Raw genomic sequence first — 4930 nt, forward strand, 5'->3', positions numbered from 1 at the left:
GGCCCCGACACCCCCATCATCACCACCGACGCCCGCCACCGCGCGGACGCCAAGAGCGCGCTCATCACCCTCGTGGAACACGCCCTCATGGCCCGGCTCAAGTAGTCCTGGCCAAACGGCAGTTGCCATGGGCATAACGGGGTGGGTGTGTCCTTTGACACGGTTCGCCCCGGCGTTCATAACGTTTCGACAGAGAATTGCCGGGCACCGGACACAAGGCGCATTCGCCTGGTGTCGCTGCGCTCACATGAGCCCCGCCTTTTGGCGGGGCTCGCTCTTTATGCCCGTTTTATCTGGGGTCTGGACCACTGGTAATCACCCGTTCGGGCTGTTTGGAACGCGGCCGCTTTACGTGCTGCAATGCACGAACTCCCGAGTAGTACGGCCCTGAACAGAAAAACGGCACAACGTAGGTGCCGGCGCCGAGAGGTTGTTGGTCGAGTGAGGCGAAGCAAGAACAGCGCCGCGGAGCAGCAGGCGCGGGGGAACTTCACCCCGCCCCCGCGCACAGCGGCGCCGCCTGCCGATGCGCCCGGAACACCGTCGGACGGCCCCGCCGCCGGCACGGGCAGCACCAGTCGGCTGTCCCCGCGCAACTGGCGGGTGCCGACCCGACTGAACGCCATCCTCCTCATCCCCGTGCTGGTCGGCCTGGTCATGGGCGGCTTCCAGGTCTCCGCGTCCATCGACACCTGGAACGAGGCCGAGGACGCCGAGAAGACGGCTCTCGTGGTGCGCGCCGCCTCCGAGTACGGGCAGGCGCTGCTCGACGAGCGCGACCTCACCGCGCTGCCGCTGCTGACCGCCAAGAGCGCCGCGGACCGCGAGGCGGACGTCATCAAGCAGGCGCACGCCAAGACGGACGCCGCGAAGCGGAAGTTCGACATCGCCGTCCAGAGCATGCCGGACAAGCCGGGCCTGCAGCGCCGCCTGAAGCTGTTCCGGGCCGAGGAGCCGGGCCTGGAGGAGCTGCGCGAGACCGCGTACACCCGGGGCAAGGACCCGGTGTTCACCGAAGAGGGCTACGTCAAGGTCCAGCACTCGCTGATGGAGTTCTCCAACGAGCTCGGCCTGGGCACCGGCAACATCACCAGCTACGGCCGTACGGTCTACGCCGTCCAGCTCGCCAAGGCCGCCGAGTCGCTCCAGCGCTCGATCGGCATGCACCTGCTGGTCCGGCCGAGCAAGGACGACGCGGTCTTCGCCCGGCAGTCCCTCGCCTTCAACTCGTACAACTACCTGGAGCAGATCGCCATCGGCGAGTACGTGTCCGGCGGCACCGCCGAGGACACGGAGAAGCTCCAGCAGGTCATGGCCGGCAAGGCCGCCGAGGGCGCCAAGAAGCTCCAGGAGGCCAACCTCAACCCGCCCGCCGAGAAGGGTTCCGTCTTCACGGGCATGGCCCTTGCGATCGGCCAGGCGAAGGACGCCGACGAGATCAAGGCGCTGCGGGAGAAGGACGTCACGCCGGAGACCTGGATGGGCGCGGCGACCGCGAAGTTCGAGGGCTACAGCGAGATCGAGGCGGGGCTCGTCACCAAGGCCGTGGACGAGGCCGAGGAGATCGCCAACGACGCCAGGACGGACGCGTTCGTCACCGGTGGTCTCGTCGTCGTCGCGCTGTTCACCGCGTTCCTGCTGGCCGGGATGATGGCCCGGCAGATGAGCACCTCGATGCGCCGTCTGCGTACCGCCGCCTTCACCGTCGCCGAGCAGCGTCTGCCGATGCTGGTCGACCAGCTCTCGCGCACCGACCCGGGCCGCGTCGACACCCGTGTGGAGCCGATCCCGATCAACTCCCAGGACGAGATCGGCGAGGTCGCCCGCGCCTTCGACCAGGTGCACCGCGAGGCCGTCCGGCTCGCCGCCGAGCAGGCCCTGCTGCGGGGCAACGTCAACGCGATCTTCACCAACCTGTCGCAGCGCAACCAGTCCCTGATCGAGGGCCAGCTGACCCTGATCACCGACCTGGAGAACAACGAGGCCGACCCGGACCAGCTGGAGAACCTCTTCAAGCTGGACCACCTGGCGACCCGTATGCGCCGCAACGGCGAGAACCTCCTCATCCTCGCGGGCGAGGAGCCCGGCCGCCGCTGGAACCAGCCCGTGCCGCTCGTGGACGTGCTGCGCGCCGCCTCCTCCGAGGTGGAGCAGTACGAGCGCATCGAGCTCACCGGCGTTCCGGAGTCGGAGATCCACGGCCAGGCCGTGACCGACCTCGTGCACCTGCTCGCCGAGCTGCTGGAGAACGCCACCACGTTCTCCTCGCCGCAGACCAAGGTCCGCGTCACCGCGACCCGTCTCCCCGACGGCCGCGTGATGGTCGAGATCCACGACAAGGGCATCGGCCTGACCGCCGAGGACTTCGCGGACATCAACCACAAGCTGGCCAACCCGCCGACCGTGGACGCCGCCATCTCGCAGCGCATGGGCCTGTTCGTGGTCGGCCGCCTCGCCGACCGGCACGGCATCCGCGTCCAGCTGCGCCCCTCGGGCGAGCAGGCCGGTACGACGTCGCTGGTCATGCTTCCGGACGCGATCACCCACGGTGGCGGTGGCGACCCGGCCCTGAACGACGACTTCACCGTCTCGTCGATCATCCCGGAGCAGCAGGCGTACGAGGCCGCTCCGGTGCGTACGGCGGCGGAGCTGGGCTTCGACGACTCGCGCTACGAGCAGCCGTCCTCGGACACCCCGCTGGACCCGGTGGGCCGCTCCCTGATCCGTGAGGGGCGCCGCCAGGCGCTGGGCGCGCAGCTGTTCCGCGACGAGGGGGACCAGCAGCAGCCGCAGGGCGCCTACGGGCAGCAGCAGTACGAGCAGCAGCCGCAGCAGGAGCAGTACGGGCAGTACGAGCCCCAGGAGCAGCCGTACGGGGCTCAGGAGCAGTACGACACCCGGGAGCAGTACGACGCGCAGTCCTCGTACCCGCAGGGCGACTACCCGCAGCAGTACGGCGATCAGTACGCCGGCCAGGAGTACGCGACCGGCGAGTACCCGGAACCCTCCTATGCGGAACCGGCCTTCGCGGATCGGGAGCCTCAGCAGTCCCAGTACGACAACCAGTTCGACACCGGGGCTCACCAGGGCGACTGGTCGGACCAGGGTTCCTACTCGGGCGCTTACGACGGCTCGTACGCACCGGAATCGGAATCTGCGCAGGGCGCTCCCGCGAACGGCCGGGAGAGCGTAGGCTTCTCCTCGGGTCCCGCCCCGAGCGCCGGTCACGCGCTGACCGACGCCGGCCTGCCGCGTCGTGGCAGCAGTGGCAACGGCAGCGACGGCGGCAACGGCAACGGTGGTAGCAACGGCAGCCGGCAGCACGCCCCGCAGCAGGAGCAGCCGCAGCCTCAGCAGGGCGGACAGCAGCACCAGCAGCAGTCCCCGTCGACTCAGCCGGCCCAGCAGGCTCAGCAGAGCGAGGACGGCTCCGACAGCTGGCGTTCGACGAACGACGAGCGCTGGCAGCGGGCCGAGAAGCTCCGCGAGCCGAAGGCCGGCGGGGTCACCCCGTCCGGGCTTCCGCGACGCGTTCCCAAGGCCAACCTGATCGAGGGAACCGCGGAACAGACCCCGCAGGGCGGCCCACAGGTCTCCCGCTCCCCCGAGGACGTGCGGGGCAGGTTGAGCAACCTGCGCCGCGGTGTCCAGCAGGGACGCAGCGCGGGAACGGACACGAACGGACCGGGCCACGGCCCGGGTAGCACCTACAACCAGGAGCGTTAGTGTGAGCCCGATGAGCCAGGCGGCGCAGAATCTGAACTGGTTGATCACCAACTTCGTGGACAACACCCCCGGGGTGTCGCACACGGTGGTGGTCTCCGCCGACGGACTCCTGCTGGCGATGTCCGAGGGTTTTCCCCGTGACCGTGCCGACCAGCTCGCCGCCGTCGCCTCCGGACTGACCTCCCTCACCGCGGGGGCGTCCCGGATCTTCGAAGGCGGGGCGGTCAACCAGACCGTGGTGGAGATGGAGCGCGGCTTCCTCTTCATCATGTCGATCTCGGACGGTTCGTCGCTGGCCGTCCTCGCCCACCCTGACGCGGACATCGGTCTCGTCGGTTACGAGATGGCGCTCCTGGTGGACCGCGCGGGCAGTGTTCTTACCCCGGATCTGCGCGCCGAACTCCAGGGAAGTCTTCTCAACTAACAGACGGACCGTGCGTTTCTCGCCACCGCACCATAGGGTGCGGTGGCGCGGGTCCACAGGGACATGGACCAGCGACCGGTAGTCGGAGGAGGAAGAACAGTGGCAACACCCCCAGGCGGACACCACCCATACGACGGTGCGCACCAGTCGCAGGGTGACAACGCCCAGAACCGCTTCAACTTTCCTTCGGCGCCGAGCGGTCAAGGCGCGCACCAGCCCTACCAGGGACCCCCGTCGTACGTACAGCCGCAGGCACCGCGCACTCAGCCGGCGCAGCGGCGCAGGGCCCCGGAGCCGGCGCCCGCGTCGGGCTCCACCGGGCACCACAATCCGCTGGTCCGTCCGTACGCCATGACCGGCGGCCGGACGCGTCCGCGCTACCAGCTCGCCATCGAGGCGCTGGTGTCGACCACGGCCGATCCGGCCAGGTTGCAAGGGCAGTTGCCCGAGCACCAGCGGATCTGCCGGCTGTGCATCGAGATCAAGTCGGTGGCTGAGATCTCGGCGCTTCTCTCCATCCCCCTCGGCGTTGCCCGGATCCTCGTCGCCGACCTGGCGGAGGCCGGACTTGTCGCCATCCACCAGCCCGGCGGCGACGAGTCCGCCGGTGGCCAGCCAGACGTGACACTGCTCGAAAGGGTGCTCAGTGGACTTCGCAAGCTCTAGCGGCGGTGCAGCCCGCTCAACCACCAGCGCGAAGATCGTGGTGGCGGGCGGCTTCGGCGTGGGCAAGACCACGTTCGTCGGCGCCGTCTCGGAGATCAACCCGCTGCGTACCGA

General features: G+C 69.2%; 3 protein-coding genes and 2 pseudogenes. All 5 read left to right on the forward strand.

Annotated elements, in window-relative coordinates; all coding sequences use genetic code 11:
• Positions 1 to 105, forward strand: a pseudogene (locus tag ABZZ38_RS30220) (ATP-binding protein); the annotation flags it as partial.
• A 336-nt stretch (positions 106 to 441) separates the two neighbouring features.
• Positions 442 to 3726 (forward strand): nitrate- and nitrite sensing domain-containing protein, encoded by a 3285-nt coding sequence (locus tag ABZZ38_RS30225; protein WP_356745709.1) that lies wholly within the window; start codon positions 442 to 444, stop codon positions 3724 to 3726.
• A 10-nt stretch (positions 3727 to 3736) separates the two neighbouring features.
• On the forward strand, positions 3737 to 4150 hold the full coding sequence (locus ABZZ38_RS30230) for a roadblock/LC7 domain-containing protein (protein ID WP_006127847.1): 414 nt from the start codon (positions 3737 to 3739) through the stop codon (positions 4148 to 4150).
• A gap of 99 nt (positions 4151 to 4249) precedes the next feature.
• The gene (locus tag ABZZ38_RS30235) at positions 4250 to 4816 is read left to right on the forward strand and encodes a DUF742 domain-containing protein (RefSeq protein ID WP_356745711.1); all 567 of its coding nucleotides are present in this window, start codon (positions 4250 to 4252) and stop codon (positions 4814 to 4816) included.
• Positions 4797 to 4930 (forward strand): annotated as a pseudogene (locus ABZZ38_RS30240) (ATP/GTP-binding protein); the annotation flags it as partial. The gene ABZZ38_RS30235 and the pseudogene ABZZ38_RS30240, both read left to right, overlap by 20 nt.

It is taken from the genome of Streptomyces sp. NPDC006368 (genome assembly GCF_040612535.1).
In the GTDB taxonomy this organism is placed as follows: domain Bacteria; phylum Actinomycetota; class Actinomycetes; order Streptomycetales; family Streptomycetaceae; genus Streptomyces.

Bases quoted from the DNA above. Each gene is read 5' to 3' on its own strand.
- ABZZ38_RS30230 (WP_006127847.1), top strand. From the start codon at position 3,737: ATGAGCCAGGCGGCGCAGAATCTGAACTGGTTGATCACCAACTTCGTG.